The organism is Gilliamella sp. B3022 (assembly GCF_028751545.1).
Lineage (GTDB): Bacteria > Pseudomonadota > Gammaproteobacteria > Enterobacterales > Orbaceae > Gilliamella.
Genome location: NZ_CP071867.1, coordinates 1,251,253 through 1,269,920 on the forward strand (window position 1 = coordinate 1,251,253; position 18,668 = coordinate 1,269,920).

20 protein-coding genes are annotated in these 18,668 nt (G+C 34.9%); 11 read left to right on the forward strand and 9 right to left on the reverse strand.

What is annotated here, in order from left to right:
* Window positions 1–8 precede the first annotated feature (8 nt).
* Genes J4T76_RS05665 through flgJ form a run of 5 tightly spaced genes read left to right on the forward strand, consistent with a single transcriptional unit; the run spans window position 9 to window position 4,420 of the window.
* Window positions 9–764, forward strand: coding sequence for a flagellar basal body rod protein FlgF (locus J4T76_RS05665; RefSeq protein ID WP_267356228.1), 756 nt, complete (start codon window positions 9–11; stop codon window positions 762–764).
* Between the two features lie 11 nt (window positions 765–775).
* Window positions 776–1,558 (forward strand): flagellar basal-body rod protein FlgG, encoded by a 783-nt coding sequence (flgG, locus tag J4T76_RS05670; RefSeq protein ID WP_039126475.1) that lies wholly within the window; start codon window positions 776–778, stop codon window positions 1,556–1,558.
* 22 nt (window positions 1,559–1,580) lie between these two features.
* On the forward strand, window positions 1,581–2,258 hold the full coding sequence (locus tag J4T76_RS05675) for a flagellar basal body L-ring protein FlgH (protein WP_267341981.1): 678 nt from the start codon (window positions 1,581–1,583) through the stop codon (window positions 2,256–2,258).
* A gap of 11 nt (window positions 2,259–2,269) precedes the next feature.
* Window positions 2,270–3,379 (forward strand): flagellar basal body P-ring protein FlgI, encoded by a 1,110-nt coding sequence (locus J4T76_RS05680; protein WP_267341983.1) that lies wholly within the window; start codon window positions 2,270–2,272, stop codon window positions 3,377–3,379.
* A gap of 15 nt (window positions 3,380–3,394) precedes the next feature.
* Window positions 3,395–4,420, forward strand: a complete 1,026-nt coding sequence (flgJ, locus tag J4T76_RS05685; RefSeq protein ID WP_267341985.1) for a flagellar assembly peptidoglycan hydrolase FlgJ — start codon at window positions 3,395–3,397, stop codon at window positions 4,418–4,420.
* A 128-nt stretch (window positions 4,421–4,548) separates the two neighbouring features.
* On the opposite strand, the gene flgL is transcribed toward flgJ, so the two are convergent.
* From flgL to J4T76_RS05725, 8 genes are all read right to left on the reverse strand, one after another.
* A complete protein-coding gene (gene flgL, locus J4T76_RS05690) occupies window positions 4,549–5,487 on the reverse strand; it encodes a flagellar hook-associated protein FlgL (protein WP_267341986.1) in 939 nt (312 codons plus the stop codon).
* Between the two features lie 15 nt (window positions 5,488–5,502).
* On the reverse strand, window positions 5,503–7,146 hold the full coding sequence (gene flgK, locus J4T76_RS05695; protein ID WP_267341987.1) for a flagellar hook-associated protein FlgK: 1,644 nt from the start codon (window positions 7,144–7,146) through the stop codon (window positions 5,503–5,505).
* A gap of 162 nt (window positions 7,147–7,308) precedes the next feature.
* Entirely contained in the window at window positions 7,309–8,202 is an 894-nt protein-coding gene (gene motB / locus J4T76_RS05700) for a flagellar motor protein MotB (protein WP_267341988.1), read from the reverse strand.
* Window positions 8,202–9,089, reverse strand: a complete 888-nt coding sequence (motA, locus tag J4T76_RS05705; RefSeq protein ID WP_267341989.1) for a flagellar motor stator protein MotA — start codon at window positions 9,087–9,089, stop codon at window positions 8,202–8,204. The genes motB and motA overlap by 1 nt, the downstream gene beginning before the upstream one ends.
* A gap of 43 nt (window positions 9,090–9,132) precedes the next feature.
* Entirely contained in the window at window positions 9,133–9,738 is a 606-nt protein-coding gene (gene flhC, locus J4T76_RS05710; RefSeq protein WP_267341990.1) for a flagellar transcriptional regulator FlhC, read from the reverse strand.
* Window positions 9,739–9,753: 15 nt separating this feature from the next.
* Window positions 9,754–10,074 carry a flagellar transcriptional regulator FlhD gene (gene flhD / locus J4T76_RS05715; RefSeq protein ID WP_086271528.1) on the reverse strand — a complete coding sequence of 107 codons (321 nt, stop codon included), beginning with the start codon at window positions 10,072–10,074 and terminating at the stop codon, window positions 9,754–9,756.
* A 190-nt stretch (window positions 10,075–10,264) separates the two neighbouring features.
* A complete protein-coding gene (locus J4T76_RS05720) occupies window positions 10,265–10,981 on the reverse strand; it encodes an RNA polymerase sigma factor FliA (RefSeq protein ID WP_267341993.1) in 717 nt (238 codons plus the stop codon).
* A gap of 175 nt (window positions 10,982–11,156) precedes the next feature.
* The gene (locus tag J4T76_RS05725; RefSeq protein WP_267341994.1) at window positions 11,157–11,969 is read right to left on the reverse strand and encodes a flagellin N-terminal helical domain-containing protein; all 813 of its coding nucleotides are present in this window, start codon (window positions 11,967–11,969) and stop codon (window positions 11,157–11,159) included.
* Between the two features lie 333 nt (window positions 11,970–12,302).
* Here J4T76_RS05725 and fliD point away from each other — a divergent pair, with 333 nt between their 5' ends.
* From fliD to fliT, 3 genes are read left to right on the forward strand one after another with little or no spacing between them, the layout of a single operon-like run.
* Window positions 12,303–13,736, forward strand: a complete 1,434-nt coding sequence (gene fliD, locus J4T76_RS05730) for a flagellar filament capping protein FliD (protein ID WP_267346305.1) — start codon at window positions 12,303–12,305, stop codon at window positions 13,734–13,736.
* A 9-nt stretch (window positions 13,737–13,745) separates the two neighbouring features.
* The gene (gene fliS / locus J4T76_RS05735; protein ID WP_267341996.1) at window positions 13,746–14,123 is read left to right on the forward strand and encodes a flagellar export chaperone FliS; all 378 of its coding nucleotides are present in this window, start codon (window positions 13,746–13,748) and stop codon (window positions 14,121–14,123) included.
* A 12-nt stretch (window positions 14,124–14,135) separates the two neighbouring features.
* Window positions 14,136–14,483 carry a flagellar protein FliT gene (gene fliT, locus J4T76_RS05740; protein ID WP_267341997.1) on the forward strand — a complete coding sequence of 116 codons (348 nt, stop codon included), beginning with the start codon at window positions 14,136–14,138 and terminating at the stop codon, window positions 14,481–14,483.
* Between the two features lie 240 nt (window positions 14,484–14,723).
* Here fliT and fliE read toward each other — a convergent pair whose 3' ends face one another.
* Window positions 14,724–15,029, reverse strand: coding sequence for a flagellar hook-basal body complex protein FliE (gene fliE, locus J4T76_RS05745; protein ID WP_267356230.1), 306 nt, complete (start codon window positions 15,027–15,029; stop codon window positions 14,724–14,726).
* A gap of 175 nt (window positions 15,030–15,204) precedes the next feature.
* Here fliE and fliF point away from each other — a divergent pair, with 175 nt between their 5' ends.
* The 3 genes from fliF to J4T76_RS05760 are packed head-to-tail and all read left to right on the forward strand — an operon-like array spanning window position 15,205 to window position 18,660.
* Window positions 15,205–16,917: a flagellar basal-body MS-ring/collar protein FliF gene (gene fliF / locus J4T76_RS05750; RefSeq protein ID WP_267341999.1), complete on the forward strand. Its 1,713-nt coding sequence runs from the start codon at window positions 15,205–15,207 to the stop codon at window positions 16,915–16,917.
* On the forward strand, window positions 16,917–17,915 hold the full coding sequence (gene fliG / locus J4T76_RS05755) for a flagellar motor switch protein FliG (protein ID WP_267342000.1): 999 nt from the start codon (window positions 16,917–16,919) through the stop codon (window positions 17,913–17,915). Before fliF ends, fliG begins: the two co-directional genes overlap by 1 nt.
* Window positions 17,908–18,660 carry a flagellar assembly protein FliH gene (locus J4T76_RS05760; protein WP_267346309.1) on the forward strand — a complete coding sequence of 251 codons (753 nt, stop codon included), beginning with the start codon at window positions 17,908–17,910 and terminating at the stop codon, window positions 18,658–18,660. The genes fliG and J4T76_RS05760 overlap by 8 nt, the downstream gene beginning before the upstream one ends.
* Window positions 18,661–18,668 lie beyond the last annotated feature (8 nt).

An 18,668-nucleotide genomic window follows, 5' to 3' on the forward strand; every position in this document is an offset into this window, starting at 1 on the left:
GATTATTTATGGATCGGGTTATTTATACTGCAATGTCGGGCGCAAGCCAAACGCTTAATCAGCAGGCGGTTACTTCACATAATCTGGCAAATGTATCAACGGTGGGATTTCGAGCTCAATTAACAGCAATGAAAGCTGTGCCAATAGTAGGCAATGATATGCCAACACGAACGATGGTTGTTGCAACAACACCTACTTACGATTCAACAATGGGAGCATTTAATTATACTGGTCGAAATTTAGATGTCGCACTATCTCAAGACGATTGGCTAGCAGTACAGTTAGCAGATGGAAGTGAGGCTTATACCCGTAATGGTGCAATTGAGATTGATGAAAACGGTGGACTTTATATCCAAGGCCATCCATTAATGGGGGATAATGGTGTTTTAACTGTACCACAACAATCTCAAGTAAGTATTAGTCGAGATGGTACCCTTTCTGCTTTAGGCGCAGGAGATAAACCGACCACTATAGCCCAAGTCGGTAAAATAAAAAAAGTCCATCTTTTGCCACAAGAAATGGTACGTGGCGATGATGGTTTTTTTCATTTAACACAGACAACATTAAATGAACGTGGTGCGGTAATGCCTGATAATCCAAAAGCTCAGTTAATGTCAGGGGTATTAGAAGGCAGTAATGTGAATCCTGTTACCGCTATGGTGGATTTAATCTCTCATGCTCGTCAATTTGAAATGCAAATGAAAGAAATCACTACTGCTGATGAAAATGCTCAAAAAGCGAATCAAATTTTATCACTTACTTAGGAGGGAATAGCATGATTAAATCATTATGGATTGCTAAGACAGGATTAACTGCTCAACAAATGAATATGGATATTATCTCTAATAATTTAGCCAATGTTAGTACCAGTGGTTTTAAAAGACAGAGAGCGGTATTTGAAGATCTGCTTTATCAAACGGTTCGCCAACCAGGGGCACAATCATCTGAGCAAACAACATTACCATCCGGGTTGCAAATTGGTACAGGTGTTCGTCCAGTTGCGACCGAACGTATTCATAGCCAGGGAAATTTGGAAGCAACGGATAATAGCAGTGATGTGGCAATTAATGGACAAGGTTTTTTCCAAGTTTTATTACCCGATGGTACACAAGCGTATACGCGTAATGGTGCGTTTCAAGTCAATCAAAATGGACAATTGGTTACAGCTGCTGGTTATGAAATTCAGCCAACCATTAATATTCCATCTAATGCCATCAAAATGACCGTTGCACGTGATGGTGTGGTCAATGTGACCTTAGCCAATCAATCAACACAAGTCCAAGTTGGGCAATTAACCTTACATACGTTTATTAACGATACAGGACTAGAAAGTATGGGTGAAAACTTGTATTTAGAAACCGAAAGCTCAGGTGCACCAACTGAAAATACTCCTGGACTAAATGGAGCAGGATTGCTCTATCAAGGTTATACTGAAACGTCTAACGTTAATGTTGCCGAAGAGTTGGTTAATATGATTCAAGTACAACGTGCTTACGAAATTAACAGTAAAGCCATTTCTGCATCGGATCAAATGCTACAACGTTTAAACCAATTATAAATCTAATAGCATGATAAATATAGTGAAATATCTTTATATTCTCATAGCACTTTTTCTTTTTAGTTGTGCTCAGTTGCCTAAAAAAGCCTTGGTTGAAGGGCAAACAAGTATCGTGCCGAGAATGCCTGATATTGTCAATACCAGTGGTTCAATCTATCAGGCAGCCCAACCGAGCAGTTTTGGCTATCAACCCATGTTTGAAGATCGTAGGCCGCGCAACATTGGTGATGTTTTAACAATTGTCTTACAAGAAAACGTTAGTGCAAGCAAAAGCTCATCAATTAATGCCGGTCGTAATGGGGCTTTAAATGTAGGGGTAAAAACCGTTCCTCACTTTTTAGATGGACTGGTTGGCCGAGGTAAAGCCGATACGGATATCTCAGGTAGTAATGATTTTAAGGGATCAGGCGGTGCGAATGCTAAAAATACCTTTAGTGGCACCATCACCGTCACTGTGCAAAATGTCATGATTAATGGCAATTTGAAAGTTATTGGTGAAAAACAGATTGCCATTAATCAAGGTACAGAATTCATAAGATTTTCGGGTGTAGTAAATCCAAGAACCATTAGTGGTAATAATACTGTTATTTCAACGCAAGTTGCTGATGCCCGTATTGAGTATGTCGGTAACGGCTACATTGATGAAGCACAAACTATGGGCTGGTTACAGCGCCTATTTTTAAATTTTTCACCATTTTAATGAGTATCATTATGCTAAATAATTTACGCATTTTTATCAATTTACTTGTTATGACATTGTTGGTTGTTCCTGTTTGTTATGCAAAACCCATTCGTGATCTTGTTACCATTCAAGGGGTAAGAGAAAATGCTTTAGTGGGTTATGGTATTGTGGTTGGACTTGATGGCACAGGCGATCAAACTTCACAAACACCTTTTACTATCCAAAGTATCACAAATATGTTATCGCAATTAGGGATAACGGTGCCATCAGGCAGTAACATGCAATTGAAAAATGTAGCAGCCGTAATGGTAACCGCCAAATTACCTTCTTATGCACGAGTTGGACAACAAATTGATGTGGTGGTTTCCTCTCTTGGGAATGCGAAAAGTTTGCGTGGCGGAACATTAATTATGACTCCACTAAAAGGCACGGATAATCAAGTATATGCTATTGCACAAGGTAATTTGTTTGTTGGTGGAATGGGGGCAAGCAGCAAGGGTTCAAGTGTCAGTGTTAATCAAACTGCTGGAGCGACCATTCCTAATGGTGCAACAATCGAACGAGAGCTTGCTACTCGTTTAGATGAAGAAGATACGATTCATCTACATCTTAACCAATTTGATTTTACCCGTGCCTTAAAAATATCTGAGGCAATTAATAAGTTACAAAAAAATATAGCTGTTGCGATGGATGGTACAACCATTACTGTAACAATGCCTAAGGATAATCAGGCGCGAGTAAAGTTATTGTCACGCATACAAAATCTTGAAATTGGTCATACACCTATTTCAGCTAAAGTGGTAATAAATACACGTACTGGTGTTGTGGTGATGAATCAAAAAGTTAAATTAGACAATTGTGCCGTTGCTCATGGTAACTTGTCGGTTGTAGTCAATAACAAATTAAAAGTTAATCAACCTAATACACCATTAGCGGGAGGCAACACCGTAGTTGTTCCTGATAATGATGTTAGCATCGAGCAAGATGGTGGCGCATTACATAATTTGACTTCAGGAACTGACTTAAACCGAGTTATTCATTCACTTAATTTATTAGGGGCAAATCCCACAGAGTTAATGTCGATACTTGAAGCATTAAAAACCGCAGGTTGTTTACATGCCTCATTGGAAACGATTTAAAGCAGAATTATTAATATGAAGAATCAAATTAATCAGTCTATTAACCGTTTTGCTTATGATTTTTCAAACATTAGCCAATTAAGACGCAATGCCGTTAGTGGATCAAGGGAAAGCATCAAACAAGTTGCCGATCAGTTTGAAACATTGTTTGTGAATATGATGATGCAATCAATGCGAAAAGCCGTTCCTAATGGTGGGTTATTTAATCAATCTGCCATGCAGTTATTTACCTCAATGTTTGATCAGCAAATTGCACAACAAACAGCAGGAAAAGGGCTTGGACTTGCCGATATTATTGCTAAACAATTAATTAATCAGTCTCGTTCTACGGTTAGCATTAATGCACAATCTCAAGCTAATCATCAACAAGCTAATATGCAATTGGCACAATCTTTATTCAGTAATAATTCTTCTAATTTATCTCCAGCCGCATTAGGTCAAATGCTCTACCAGCAACATAAAACTCATGAAATAACCCAAAAAAATGTTAATAAATTGTCACTATCAACATCACTTAATCGTCTTGATGAAGATCCTATTACACAATTTGTGGTTGAATGGTTTGAACCCGCTAAACAGGCTGCCAAAGTTTCAGGTATTCCTTATGAGGTTATTATTGCTCAAGCCGCATTAGAAACAGGTTGGGGTAAAAAACAGATAAAAACAACTGATAATCAGCCAAGTTATAACTATTTTGGTATAAAAGCATCTTCATCATGGAGAGACAATTCTACTCGGTTAACGACGCAAGAATTTCTCAATAATAATAAAGTTAAAATTCAAGATGATTTTAGAGTGTATAACAGTAAACAACATGCGATCACCGATTACCTTAATTTACTCACTAAAAATCCACGTTATCGTGCTGTAGTCAATGCACCCGATGCAAGAACAGCGGCCAAAGCATTACAAGATGCTAATTATGCAACCGATCCTAATTATAGTGAAAAATTGATTCAAATTATCAATCGTATTGAGACAATAGCTAAAAATACATCACAAAAATCCATGTCTGGTTTCAGTCAAATTGCCTTTAAATAGTATTTAATAAACTGTTTTAAGTTTAAAGAAAGTGATGATTAGGAGGCTTTTGCCTCCTATTTTTTAGGATGTATATTTAAAATATAAGGTATGAAGGTTTTGTATAAGTAAAGTTTAGTGGTGATCAGTTATTTCATTTGAAATAACGACATGCTTTGCATATTCATAAATGTATATTGTGCTGCTTGTAAATTTGCTTGTAACATCACATAATCTGAAATTGCCTCATACCAATCAACGTCTTCAATTTGACTAATTTGCGTTTCAAAATCGATGTCCAATGTCTTACCAAGAGCAGTTAATCTTTCGACTTCTGCGAGTACATTACCGCCCGATGATCTCACTGTGGATATGTTTTCAAACGAGTTATCAACCCCTTGGCTGGCTTTGGATAACCCTTTTCTAAATTGCGCAATCGAATCAGGATCATTGTCGTCTAAACCAATTTGTAATGCATCAATTGCATAATCAAGACTGGCAAACACATCACTTTCAGCAGCGCTATTGGCACCGGTCATAAAAATTTGTTCGCCCGTAAAACTCAATGATACTTCACGCGTTTCATCAATAAATATATTGATGGTTGTTGAGCCACCAACATAATTAACAATTCCATTTTTATCGACAATAAAAGGAGGTGTGTCATTTTTATTACCCGCAAAGAGATAGTTTCCATTTGTATCTTTGGCATTGGCTAACGAAATGAGTTGATCTTTTAATCCCTGTAGTTTGTTGGCTAAATCAAGTCTGTTTTCGTCATTTAGCGTTTCATTACCTGCATAAACTAAAGTTTCTTGAATTGATTGGATAACGGTATTGGCTTCTTTTAGTACGGTATCTTGGCGACTTAACGAGTTATTAGCACTTTCACGCGCAGCTTGAAACTGGTTATTTCTCGATTGGGCCTGTTTTAATATTAACGCTTGTGATGAGCCCATTGGATCATCCGACGGCGATAAGATTTTTTTACCGGTTGCTAAATGTAATCCTGATTTTTGCCATTTATTATTGGTATTTAAAATACTATTTAAATTTTTTTGATACATTGCATTCGTACTAACACGCATATTTTAATCCTTTTATCATTTAGCCAAACCTAAAATGGTATCAAATATTGTAGTTGCCGCATCAATAATCTTTGCATTAGCTTGATAATACTGCATATAAACTTGCATAGAAATGTATTCTTCTTCAATATTCACGCCCGAGATTGATTGATTTTGCTCATAAATTTCTTGGGTAATATTCTTACTGGATTGTGCTGAAATTTTAGCAGTTTGTGTTTCACTTCCCACATAACTTATCAACGCGTTATAAGCACTTTTTAAAGTTTTTGTACCATTAATTAATTTTTCATTTTGAATCTCAAGCATTTTAGCAACATTACGGTTGTCACCATTACCATTTTCATCATCGTTTATACCTGTTGCGAATTTATTCACATCTTTCACTAATAATTGTAATGATGATGCAACATCTGCAACAGGTTTGAGTAAAAAGCTATCACCTGCTACTGGATTGCCATTTATTTCAATAGATAATCCATCAAACAATAATTTACCATCTTCAAATTGTGGGGTAATTTGCTTATTATCAGATAATCTGGTTACTACCCAATCACGACCATTGAACTCAATTTTATAATCAGACGCTTTTATATCTGTCACTGAGTTGTAATTAATTTTAGCCGTAGCATTGCCTTGATTTTTGGTGCTAGCAATACTACTAGGAGACTGATAGTCAAACAATTTTTCACCAGCATCGCCATTAATATCTACACCCGACATATGCACTTCATTAAAGCGCTCAGCTAGGTTTAATGCAATTAAACCTAGCTGATTACGTGCTTCAACGAGTTGTCCATCACGAAAAGCTAATAATCCATTTAATCGACCTGATGCAATATTTTGGCCTGTCAGTTCTTGAGTTGCACCAGAATTATGTGTGTAGATAATGGTATTTAATGCAGGATCATCCTTAGATGGTTGCACAGATAATTGCGTTGCCGATGACCCTTGCACTAAACTTAGCCCATTAGGGAGCGAAATATTATATTCTCCATTTTGTTCTGTAACCGTTATTCCGATCATTTCACTTAACTCATTCACCAATTGATCTCGCTCATCGAGTAGTGCATTGGGTTCATGACCACCGCTCACTGCCTGTAATCTTGCGATTTTTTGATTAAGATCGGCAATTTGTTTAGTGTATGAGTTAATCGTATCAACATTATTAACGATTTCAGTATTGATATTGGCAATCTGATTTTTTAAATTTAATTCTGTTTTATTGAATTGACTAACTAACGAGCTAAGATCATTAATGACTGTCTGTTTGGATGCAGCATTGCCCGCATCAGAGGAGAGCTTATTTAAACTAGTAAATAAATTATTTAATTGTGAAGAAATACTGTTTTCGTTCTCAGCCAATAAATTATCGATTTTTGATAATTCATTGTAGTAAGCTTTTATCGAACCATTTTGTGATTGCGCTTGACGTAACTGTCCTACTACAAAACTATTGTATGCTCGATTAACGGATGAAACCGATACGCCATTACCAACAAATCCATAATTATATTTAGTACCATTTGCCTGACGCAAAATTTGCTGTTGGCGATTATAACCAACGGTATGTGCATTACTAATGTTATTACTTATCACATTAAGCATATTTTGTGCTGCATTTAATCCACTAATACCTGTGTTCATCAATGAATTTGACATAATAGCTCCTAAATATAATTTCCGTTAATAACCAAACTACCACCCCTAGGGTTATCTTTTATATCGGACTAAAATCGTAAAACTTTAGTTTTTTTTAGATAAAATTGGATTTTTTCTAATTTTCATTTTTTAGCGTACTCAATCAAATTATTTTTATTGGCATTACTCTGATTTAATTGGTTGTGCTTGTTTTAAAAAATCGATTCCCGTCATCGTATTTTCATCTTCAATATATTGTTGTGCTGACTTATTCAAAATCAAAATACTAATTCGACGATTGGCATCTTTGCTGTAATTTTGATTATTGAGACTTACCGTATCAGCAAGAGCAATAATGCGAATAATCTTGCCAGAATCTAATCCGCCAGCAATAAGTTCTCTTCTTGATGAATTTGCTCTATCAGCAGATAACTCCCAGTTACTGTACCCTCGATCACCGGTTATATACTGACGCTCATCAGTGTGACCTGATAAAGTCATTTTGTTTGGCAAAGAATTTAAAATTGGCGCAAGCGCATGCAAAATATCTTGCATATCAGAACGAATTACGGCGCTTCCTACTTCAAACATGGGATTATCATCCGTTGCCAGAATTTGTATCCGTAATCCCATTTCGGTCAATTCAATGATCAAATTGGCGGCTAATTTTTTTAATCTAGGATCAATTTGGAAGACTTCATAGATTTTTTGAGCTACTTTTATCAGCTGTAATTTTTCAACTTGTTTGGATTCTGATTCTGTCAGGTTTTGGCTTAAAAATGTATTTTTTTCTTCGCCTAATTTTTTACTAACATCATCACCACCACCTGGAATGGGGCTTTCACTGTCACTTAGGTTTTTACCGCCATTTTGCCCCAAAATAATCGGTGTTCTAAAGTATTCTGCGATACCTTGTAATTCTTGTGGACTCGATTTGGAAATTAACCACATAACCAAAAAAAGTGCCATCATCGCTGTCATGAAGTCAGCATAAGCGATTTTCCACGAACCACCATGGTGACTGCCACCATGCCCTGATTTTTTTTTAGTGATTATTCTTACAGATTTGTCTTTCATTATTCGTTATTTTCATTTGAGTTGGCATTTTTATCTTTTACATCTTGTATGTATTTTTCTAATTCAAAAAAGGATGGTCTTTCATGAGAAAATAACGTTTTTCTCCCAAATTCAATACAAATTTGTGGGGCATAATCGTGCATACTAGCAATGAGTATTACTTTGGTACACTCTAGTGTTTTGATCACACCGGTGTTTCTTTGCTTTAATAATGCGGCTAATGGGGAAACAAATCCGTAAGCCAATAAAATACCTAAAAAAGTTCCTACCATGGCATGCGCAATAAGTTCACCCAACTCACTCGCTGGTCTGTCCGCTTGTGCTAAAGTATTAATGACACCCATAACGGCTGCCACAATACCAAAAGCTGGTAATCCATCCCCAACACTGGAAATTGCATCAGCCGGTTTTTCTAATTCGTGAGTATAAGTCTCGATCTCTTCATTCATCAGCGCTTCAATTTCAAATGCATCCATATTGCCACTGATCATTAATCGCAAATAATCAGTGATAAAATCACAGATTTGAGGATTGGCTAAAATAATTGGATACTTTTTGAATAACTCGCTCTCTTTTGGATTATCAATATCAGATTCAATGGATAATGTACCATTTTGTCGAATTTTAGTAAGAATGGTGTACATTAAATTAATCAGTGTTAGATAAAGTGTTTTATTATATTTGGATGATTTAAATAATTGGCCTAATGCTTTAAGTGTCGCTTTTATTACTTTCTTTTCATTACTGACAATAAAAGCCCCTATTGCTGTTCCACCAATAATCAGAAATTCTAATGGTTGAAAAAGTACTGCTAAATACCCTCCACTTAGCACATAACCAACTAAAGCAGAAGCGATAACAACAATATATCCTATAATTATTAACATTGGTTTTCCTTTTTCTCCATAATTAATGTTTCTAATACTGATTTTAAACTGTCATTTTTTTAGCAATTGCTGAATGAAAATTGTTTGGTACTGATAGTACCTGTAAACACTTTGCATGGTTTTCTTTCGGTGTTTTATTATTTTTTTCTGCCCTTGATGGTGGCTGACATAAACTGCAAATAAAACTGTTGTATGGCTGATAAGCATGCGTAATAAATCGTCCATGACATTCTTTACAACATGATTGTTGCATGATATTACTTTCAACAAATTTTACTAAGATCCAAGCACGGGTTATTCCTAAAATGGGCTCGTGTTCATGTGAGAATGAACATTGCTCTAAATAAAGTTGATAGGCTTTTAAAATCGTTTGTATACCAGGCTTTGTGCCATGTTTCACCAAAAAATGGTAAGCATTGTAAAATATACTAGAATGAATATTGGGTTCCCACGTCATAAACCACGTGGTGGAGAATGGTAATAAGCCTTTGGGTGGAGGGCAACCTTGAATCTCTTTATACAGTTTTATTAGTTTACCTCGACTTAAATTCGTTTCACTTTCTAGCATTTGAATTCTTGCGCCAAGTGAAATTAATCGGGTAGCTAATTGAACTTCCTTATATTTTTGAATGATACTTGAACACTTCATCCTGATTCCTTTTCGCTACTTATTTAATGAATCCAAAAGTAAACTTGATAAAAGTATACCCGTATGCATTTGTTTTATATCACTTATGCGGGAATCTTCTGTGAGTTTTTTCATCATTTCTGCGTTTTCAAATCGCAATTGAAATGTTAATTGATTCGTTTCTGATAAAACCAACATTTGTGAAGTATTTAAACTGCTAAGTATGTCGGCTGTTTCTTCATCAATGCCTAGTCGATACATTGCCATCACTTTATCTTTTTCAAGCATCTTTTGACTTAACAAGAGTGTTGAAAGATTCAAATGATGTATACATTTCAAAATATCGTCATCGAGTATATTTCCCAATTTAATCACCCATTCATATCCATTTATGTTCGTATAAAAAAACGAATAATTAATAAAATAAAACAAAAATAATTTTTTTGTACTTAAAATTACATTTTTAAATGGAAAAGGTCAATAAAAAAATCATTTCAATTTATTTTCAATTTATTTTTTTGTGTTTTACTGTTTTAATTCTGTTTTGTTATAAGGTAATTTTACTTTGTATTCGTTTAATTGCTTGACTATGTAACTGGCTAACTCGAGATTCGCTAATATTCATCACGTTACCAATCTCTTTTAAATTCAATTCTTCTTGGTAATAAAGTGCTAAAACCATTTTTTCTTTTTCTGGTAATTTATCAATTTGTTGAATAATAATATGGCGAATTTCATCACTAATAATTGATGAAAAGGGATTATTGTCCGTACCTGATTCAATTAATGCATCAAAATTATCGCCTGATTTTTTTTGTATTTCATCATAGGACAATATCTGACTGTAATTTGTATCTAATAATACTTTGCGATATTCAGTCAGGGATAATTGCAAATATGCCGCTATTTGGTGATCATTGGGAGTGACGCCTAGTTTTTTTTCTAACTCATTTATTGCATTTGTCACTTCTTTAATTTTTTTCCGCGTTTGTCTCGGCAACCAATCTCGACTACGCAGTTCATCTAGCATAGCACCTTTTATTCGAGGAACAGCAAATGTGGTAAAAGAATAACCTTGGGAAGCATCATACCGTTTTATGGTTTCTAACAAACCGATATAACCGACTTGTAATAAGTCATCAAGTTCGATAGTTGTTGGCAAACGAACCGCTAATTTAAGTGCTTCATTACGAACTAAATAGATATATTGTTGCCAATCAATTTGATTCACTATACCTTGAGAGTTATACAGGCTATCACTCATTTTTTGAACCAATGTAAAAAAATGCTAATAAGTATTATGACGATAATTGATTAAGTTAATGGCTAGAATAAGATAAAAAAAATTGGTAATTAACCTTATTAGCAATAATGGTATTAAAAAATACCATTATTGCTATAGTACAAATTAGAGTGACCATGAATTCTAATTGTATACCTTATTGTAATAAAGAAAGTACTGATTGAGGTACTTGATTTGCTTGTGCTAAAACTGAAGTACCTGCTTGTTGTAAGATTTGACCACGAGTCATATTAGATACTTCTTCTGCATAATCTGCATCTTCAATACGGCTACGCGCTGAACTTAGATTATTTACAGTATTGTTGATATTAGTTACCGTTGACTCAAAACGATTTTGTACCGCACCAAGCTCACCACGTAATTCATCAATTTTTGATAATGCCGCATCAATGGTTTTTAATGGAGTTGCTGTTGGAGTATCTGATACATTGAAAGCATCTAAACCTAATTTTTTGCTATCAATTTGTTTTAAGTTGATAGTAATGACTTCACCATCATTTGCACCTACTTGAATGTTAAGAACTTTATCTTCTGATAATACTTTTGTTCCATTAAAATCAGTTTGTGCTGATACACGGTCGATCTCTTGTAAACGTTGATCGATTTCGTTTTGAATTGATACAAGATCGCTTTCAGAGTTAGTGCCGTTAGCCGCTTGAACAGTTAACTCACGAATACGTTGTACGTTATTGTTGATTTCGTTCAATGCACCTTCAGTAGTTTGTGCAATTGAAATACCATCATTTGCATTACGTGCTGCTTGAGTTAAACCTCGAATACTTGAAGAAAAACGATTGGCAATTGCTTGACCTGCTGCATCATCTTTAGCACTGTTGATACGCATACCTGATGATAAACGTTCAATTGCTGTTCCAAGAACGCTTTGAGAATGATTAAGATTGTTTCTTGCCATTAAAGACATAGTATTAGTATTAATTACTTGTGCCATTTTTATCTCCTTTAATATGATAAGTTTCATCAACACGAAATTGAAAAATAATTCAAAACGTTTGCTGATGATTTAGTTATCGGTTTTAAAAAAAGAAACTTTAGTATTTTTTCCACGAATATTGGTTTTAAAAAAAATTATTTAAAAAATATACAACATTATGTTTATATTTCAATTGGTTATATCAATATTATTTCCACAAAATATATCCTACTGTATTAAATAACCTCAGATTTTCACTTTTAATCTATGAATTGATTATCAATACTAAACTTTTTGTTACATCGGCCGATAAAACAAGATATGAAAGAATTTATATTAGGATAATCAATCATGGCAATGAGTATTTTAGGTATTGGTTCTGGTATTGATTTAAATGAAGTATTAGATCAATTAGAAGCCGTTGAAAAAAATCGTCTTACCCCAATAAAAGCTCAGCAAAAAGCAATAAATAATAAAATAAGTGGTTTTGGTAAGTTAAAAAGTGCCTTATCCACATTTAATAGTGCGACAGCAAAACTGCAAAAAAAAGAACTCTTTCATGCTCGTACAGTATTAGGTCATGATAATTATTTTACGACTAATGTAAGAAGTAATGCTCAACTGGGTAATTATGCCGTTAGTGTGGAACAGCTTGCTAATGCACACAGCCTTGCAACCAACGCGGTAAACGATAAAAAAGCAGTGTTAGGCAACGATAATGAAACTCGAACCGTCACTATTGAACAAGCCAATGGGCAAAAGTTAAATGTTACTTTATCCAAAGATGAGACGTCTTTAGAGTCGATTGCCAATGCGATTAATCAAGCGAAGGTGGTTAATGAAGATGGTTCAACCAGTGAGTCAACCGTCAATGCAACAATTGTGCGTTCAGGAACCGATAATTATCAGCTGGTTATTACATCAAAAGAAACCGGTGAGCAACAAACCATTACTTCAATTTCATCTGATGATGAAAAGCTTAATTCATTTATTGGTTTTGATATTCATCAAGCAGAATCATCGGCAATGAGTGAAGTGGCTAAAGCGCAAGATGCTAAATTTAGTTTCAATGGTATTACAATCAATAGTGAATCAAACACGGTTAAAGATGTTATTCCTGGTGTTGATATTACTTTAAAAGCTGTAACAACCACATCACAAAATTTAACTATCGGTGCCGATAATGAAAAAAGTCAAGAAGCACTTAAAGAGTGGGTGGACGCATTTAATCAATTGCAATCAATGATATCAACTTTAACTCAATTCACCGCTAGTGATGCCAACTCAGATGAATTAAATAGTAATAATGGACCACTGATTGGAGATTCAACACTGCGTAATATTGATCAGAGCATTCGCTCTATCTTTTCGAAAGGTCAAGAAGGCGAATTATCGGTATTGTCACAAATTGGTATCAATATGGACAGCAATGGCAAACTGGTAATTAAAGAAAATGAATTAGAAAAAGCCCTCAAAGAAAACAGTGAAGCAGTCGCCATGCTATTTACTGGTGATGGTGAAACGACAGGCATTGCTAACGAAGTGTTTACCAAAGTCAATAGCTTTATTGATAGTGATGGCATGATTGATACTGCAACTAACGGTTTAAATTCAACGTTAAAATCATTAGATAAACGCTATGACCAAGTCAGTAATTCCATTGACCAAACCATTGAGCGATATCGAACGCAATTTACCAAATTGGATATCTTGATCAATGAATTAAATGGTATGAGCAACTATTTAACCACCCAATTTGAAATGATGGCTAATTTAAAAAAATAAGGGATAACAATGTATAAAATGGGATCTCAAGCGTATAGGCAAGTTAATTTAGAAACCAGTGTCAGTCAGGCATCACCACATCAGCTTATTGTTTTGTTATTTGATGGAGCTCTTAATGCCATTCGACTCGCTGATTTATACATACAAAAAGGTGATATTGCCGGTAAAGGAAAAGCAATCTCAAAAGCGATTAATATCATTGATAATGGACTGAAAAGTTGCCTTGATTTAGAGCAAGGTGGTGAAATTGCAGAAAACTTAGACCAGCTGTATCACTACATTAGCCAGCAATTGGTTTTAGCTAACTTACATAATGATAAGGAAAAACTGCAAACCTGTTTTGATTTGCTTGATAATATTGCACAAGCTTGGCGAGAGATAGCTTAGAGGACGAATGCTGTGAATACTGATTTTTTATTAGAACAATATGAACAACTTAATTATGTTGTTGAACAAATGCTAATTGATACTCAAAAAGAAGATTGGGAATCTTTAATTCGTTGGCAACCAAAATATCACCAATTAACGCAGGAACTTAAACTCTCTGAGGGGTTTACTGTTATTAAAAAAATGCCTTTACAATATCAAGATATTATTAAAATGTATTTCAACAATATAATTAGCTATCATCAGCAATTAACCCAATTAATTCAAGCACGGCGGAGTGAGCTAAGCCAGCTTATTGGTAAACAAGTTGATTATCAAACAAAGATAAACAGCTATCAAAACGTTGCTAATTTGGTATAAGTTGGTAATTTAATGCTTTTAAATTAGATTTGCTGATAAGCAAGTTATAACACAATCAGTTAAATAACGAGTGTTGAAACAGGTTATTTAACTGTTTTAACAAGCTAATAAATTGTTTATTCACTTTTTTATTAGAAAAAGTTGCTGGGAAACTGGGCATAGTTACCTTAGTCTAACAATTTATTATAAAGGATAGACTGTCATTGAGGACAAATTTAGAATTGCATCGTTATCAATTAGTTAAACATTCATATTCATGATTTCTTGATATGCTGAAACGAATTTATTCCGAACTTGAATGCCAAATTGCAATGAAACCGCCGATTTTTGCATATTAACCATTACTTCATTTAGAGAAACATTCGGTTCTCCCATTTCAAAAGCTTTTGCAGAATTACTGGCTTTTATTTGCAATTGGCTAATATTATCTAATGCGGTTTTGAGCTCATCAATAAAATTATTCTCAGTTGTTAATTGAGGCTTTGTTGCATATGATGCATTTAAATGCATAAGTTCGTTTGTATTTAATGTATTGATGGTTGTCATAAAGGTTTGGTTATTGGTTTTATTTTATTACTTTAAGGTGCAATTTATCATACAAAGTAAAAACTAAATGGCGTAAGTAAGGGACAAATGCTGTGTTTTTTTAGCTATTGATTTTTATTAATACAAAGATAATAGACCATAGAATTTATCTAATCAGTTTAGCATTAGGATATTTATGGCTAGCCAAACAGTCGATGGTAAAGGCGAATCAATATTAAATAAGTTACCTTTTATAAATCAAATAAAACAAAATGCCAAAATGGCATGGTCAATTGCAGCTGTTATTGCTATTGCTATTATCAGTATTATCTATTTATGGGCTAAAGATGACTCTTATAGTGTTTTATTTAGTAATTTAAATGATAAAGATGGTGGCGAGATTATCAGCCAACTCGATAAGATGAATATCCCTTATAAATTTTCATCGTCCGGCTCTACTATCTTAATTCCTGAAGATAAAGTTTATGATACGCGTTTGCGTATTGCACAACAAGGACTGCCTAAAGGTGGCGCTGTAGGTTTTGAATTGCTTGATAAAGAAAGTTTTGGTATGAGTCAATTCAACGAGCAAATCAATTACCAACGTGCTTTGGAGGGCGAACTATCCAGAACAATCTCGATTATCAGTAGTATTGATGATGCTAGAGTGCATCTGGCGATGCCTAAACCATCCTTATTTGTCAGAGAAAGAAAATTTCCTTCCGCATCGGTGGCATTAACGTTATTACCTGGCCGCAGTTTGTCACAAGGTCAAATTGATGCCATTATCCATTTAATTTCGAGTAGCGTACCAGAATTACAGTCGGATAAAGTAACGATTATTGATCAACACGGTCACCTATTAACGGGTGAAAATTATCGTGACCGAAACGCCAATGTGGCGCAATTAGAATTTAGTGAGCGCATCGAAAACAGCGTTCGTGAACGAGTTGAAAAAATTATTATTCCTATTTTGGGTAAACATAATGTTCGGGTACAAGTTAATGCTGAGGTTGATTTTAGTCGACAAGAATCAACTTCAGAAATTTATGATCCTAATAGTGATATTGCTAAACAAACTATTCGCAGTAAGCAGTTAACGGAAAATCGGCAATTGATTAAAAGTTATGGAATAGGTGGTGTGCCAGGAGCTTTATCCAATCAACCTGTACCTACATCGAGTGCACCTATTGATGAAAAGAATGAAGACACAAACATTGCTGATAAACAGCAGCCGAGCAACTGGCAATCTAATAATACTTTAAATTATGAAGTTAATCGGCAAGTTGTACACAGCAAGATACCGGAGGGGCGTATTAAACGCTTATCTGTCGCGGTGCTAGTTAACTATAAGTTTGTGACCAATGCATTAGAAAATAATGAAGCAGATGAAAGTGATGGTGAAAATAAGTCGTTACTTCCAACGGAACAATGGGTAAAACTGGATAGTAATGAATTAACTAATATCGAATTATTAGCTCGTCAAGCTATGGGGTTTTCTCAATTACGCGGCGACAGTTTGACTGTTGCCAATTTGAAATTTACCGATCAAGAATTTGATGACAATAGTGGTATCGCGTTTTGGAAAACGCCTGAATTTTACGATTCTATTAAAACAGGCGGTAAATATTTAATCTATATTTTCATCATTTGGATTATTTGGCGAAAAGCATTGCGTTCAGTATGGCTAAAACTACAACGACAGTACTTGAGTGTTAATAATAAAACGGCTGATTCTCAAATCACGCTGGATGAGAAATTAGATTATAAAGCACACAGTAAGCAGCAGCAGAAAATATTTGAAGATAATATGCAGCAACAACAATATATTCGCAAAATTGTCGAGAAAGACCCTCGGGTAATGGCCTTAATTATTCGTGGTTGGATTAATAAGGAGGACACAGAATAATGAATTTAAGTGAATCTCAAAAAGCCGCCACAGTATTGATGATATTGGGTGAAAATCTTGCTGCAAAGGTGATGCAATATCTTAGTTCTAAAGAGGTGCAGCACATCAGTAGTGCGATGATGTCATTACCACAGCTTTCGCAAGAGCAATTAAAAAATGTCCTTAATGAATGTCAATTTACACTTGAAAATTGTGCTGTTTTAACTTCCGATACAGATAGTTATTTACGTTCAGTTCTCGAAAAATCTATTGGTAGCGAAAAAACTGAACGTTTACTTGATGAGTTATTAGAAACGGATCGCGAAGAAGCCACCGATGGTCTTGAAATGCTTAACTTTGTTGATGCTGCAAGGGCAGTTGATCTGGTTAAAAAAGAACACCCACAAATTATTGCTACTATTTTAATTCATTTGAATCGGGATTTGGCTGCTGACATTTTAAATCTTTTTGATGATGAATTACGTAATGATGTTATGTTACGTATTGCAACATTTGGAGGCGTTGAACCATCAGCATTACAAGTTTTATCGACATCATTATCAACATTATTACATGGACAAAATCTTAAACTTAATAATATGGGTGGCATTCGTACTGCTGCTGAAATCATTAACTTAATGAAATCTCAGCAAGAAGAGCTTGTTATTAGTGCGTTGCGTGATTATGACAACGAACTTGCTCAAAAAATTATTGATGAAATGTTCTTATTTGAAAATCTGGTTGAAGTCGATGACAGAAGTATCCAACGTCTACTTAAAGATGTTGATAATGAAACATTAATTATCGCCTTGAAAGGTGCCTCAAGCACATTACGTGATAAGTTGTTAAGTAATATGTCACAACGTGCCGCCTCTATTTTACGTGAAGATCTGGAAAATAGACCGCCAGTGCGCTTATCACAAGTTGAAACTGAACAGAAGAAAATTTTGGTTATTGCGCGTCGCTTAGCCGAAAGTGGTGAGGTGATCTTAAGTAGTGGTGATGATGAGTATGTATAATCAACTCAGTAGATTAAACTGGAAACCACTTAGTTTTCAGGATTTAACTTCGGCAAGATTACCACAATTAAGTACCAACAGCAGTACACAAGAAAGTGATATTTGCCAGCCTGAACAAGAGGTAGAGTTAATTGAATCAAATGAAGAACCGGATATTGATCAAGAAATACTTGATCAGTTAAAGCAAGAGGTTAAAGCACAAGCTTATCAAGAAGGGTTTTCTTTAGGTCAAACTGAAGGTTTTGATGTCGGTAAACAGTCGGGCTATGAGCAGGGATTTGCTTTAGGACAGCAAGAAGGACGTCAAAAGATAGAGCAGCAACTGAGTGATGAGAAGTTAAAAGCTGTTGAGAGCATAGCTGATCTAATCCAAAATTTTCAGCAGTCAATTAGTGAAATAGATGAATTGATAGTACCTAAATTAGTTGATTTAGCATTGCTAGCTGCACAAAAAACCGTTGGCACACTTTCTAAGGTCAAACAAAAGCAGTTGGTTTTTACTGTGCAGAGGCTTATTGAGCAATGTTCAATGTTATCAGAACCGATTTCTGTGCATTTTAACCCTGATGATTTGCTGTGGTTAGAGCCAATAATCAATGAAGAGATTAAGCAATATCATTGGCAGCTTATTGCGGATCCCAATATTGAAAGTGGTGGCTGTAAAATTTTTACAGAAACCAATGAAATTGATACTAATGTTACGGACCAGTGGCAAATTATGTCTGATTTTTTACATGATAGGTGAGCATTAAC

Coding starts and splice junctions, on each gene's coding strand:
- fliF (WP_267341999.1), top strand. CDS start 15,205: ATGGCTAGCCAAACAGTCGATGGTAAAGGCGAATCAATATTAAATAAG.
- flgL (WP_267341986.1), bottom strand. CDS start 5,487: ATGCGTGTTAGTACGAATGCAATGTATCAAAAAAATTTAAATAGTATT.
- fliE (WP_267356230.1), bottom strand. CDS start 15,029: ATGACAACCATCAATACATTAAATACAAACGAACTTATGCATTTAAAT.
- flgK (WP_267341987.1), bottom strand. CDS start 7,146: ATGTCAAATTCATTGATGAACACAGGTATTAGTGGATTAAATGCAGCA.
- motA (WP_267341989.1), bottom strand. CDS start 9,089: ATGTTAATAATTATAGGATATATTGTTGTTATCGCTTCTGCTTTAGTT.
- flgG (WP_039126475.1), top strand. CDS start 776: ATGATTAAATCATTATGGATTGCTAAGACAGGATTAACTGCTCAACAA.
- J4T76_RS05720 (WP_267341993.1), bottom strand. CDS start 10,981: ATGAGTGATAGCCTGTATAACTCTCAAGGTATAGTGAATCAAATTGAT.
- flgJ (WP_267341985.1), top strand. CDS start 3,395: ATGAAGAATCAAATTAATCAGTCTATTAACCGTTTTGCTTATGATTTT.
- J4T76_RS05680 (WP_267341983.1), top strand. CDS start 2,270: ATGCTAAATAATTTACGCATTTTTATCAATTTACTTGTTATGACATTG.
- fliS (WP_267341996.1), top strand. CDS start 13,746: ATGTATAAAATGGGATCTCAAGCGTATAGGCAAGTTAATTTAGAAACC.
- J4T76_RS05665 (WP_267356228.1), top strand. CDS start 9: ATGGATCGGGTTATTTATACTGCAATGTCGGGCGCAAGCCAAACGCTT.
- J4T76_RS05760 (WP_267346309.1), top strand. CDS start 17,908: ATGTATAATCAACTCAGTAGATTAAACTGGAAACCACTTAGTTTTCAG.
- fliG (WP_267342000.1), top strand. CDS start 16,917: ATGAATTTAAGTGAATCTCAAAAAGCCGCCACAGTATTGATGATATTG.
- fliD (WP_267346305.1), top strand. CDS start 12,303: ATGGCAATGAGTATTTTAGGTATTGGTTCTGGTATTGATTTAAATGAA.
- flhC (WP_267341990.1), bottom strand. CDS start 9,738: ATGAAGTGTTCAAGTATCATTCAAAAATATAAGGAAGTTCAATTAGCT.
- motB (WP_267341988.1), bottom strand. CDS start 8,202: ATGAAAGACAAATCTGTAAGAATAATCACTAAAAAAAAATCAGGGCAT.
- J4T76_RS05725 (WP_267341994.1), bottom strand. CDS start 11,969: ATGGCACAAGTAATTAATACTAATACTATGTCTTTAATGGCAAGAAAC.